At 59.2% G+C, this 490-nt stretch carries 1 pseudogene; it reads left to right on the top strand.

The window, feature by feature from the left end:
- Positions 1-189 precede the first annotated feature (189 nt).
- Positions 190-425 (top strand): annotated as a pseudogene (locus HGQ17_RS14905) (transposase); the annotation flags it as partial.
- Positions 426-490: the final 65 nt, after the last annotated feature.

The raw sequence follows: 490 nt of genomic DNA, 5'->3' as shown, positions 1-490 counted from the left end.
TAGATATGTCCACGATGTCTTGAGACACATCTGTGCACGATCCCCTGAGACATCACATAGAGGCATCCACGTTGGGCGGGGGCGGCGTGGCGTTGGGTGGATAGAAGTCGAGGTCTTCCGAAGTTGGAGGTTCCTACACCGAATCCATCCAGAAGACCTCGACGATGCCCCAGGTTACTTTCACCTCCGCAGATATCAGAAGCTACTGCGGTGATGGATCCCTTCCACGTAGTAGCCCTGGCCGGGGATGCGTTGGATCAGACCTGGCAGCGGGTTCAGCGTGAGACCACCGGGCACCGCGGCCGTTCTCCCCTGCGAAGCTGGCCGAGCTGAAGAAGCTGGGTCGGATCCTGAACAAGAGGGCTGTCGACATCCTGGCCTACTTCGAGAGGCCCGGCACATCCAACGGGCCTACTGAAGCGATTTGTGAGTCTGAAGGTGGCTGGTCTGGGACTGGCTGGTCAGGATGGATGTCGGTCGTACCGACCAG

It is taken from the genome of Nesterenkonia sedimenti (genome assembly GCF_012641515.1).
Classification (GTDB): Bacteria; Actinomycetota; Actinomycetes; order Actinomycetales; family Micrococcaceae; genus Nesterenkonia; species Nesterenkonia sedimenti.
This window is presented reverse-complemented; position numbering and strand designations above follow the sequence as displayed.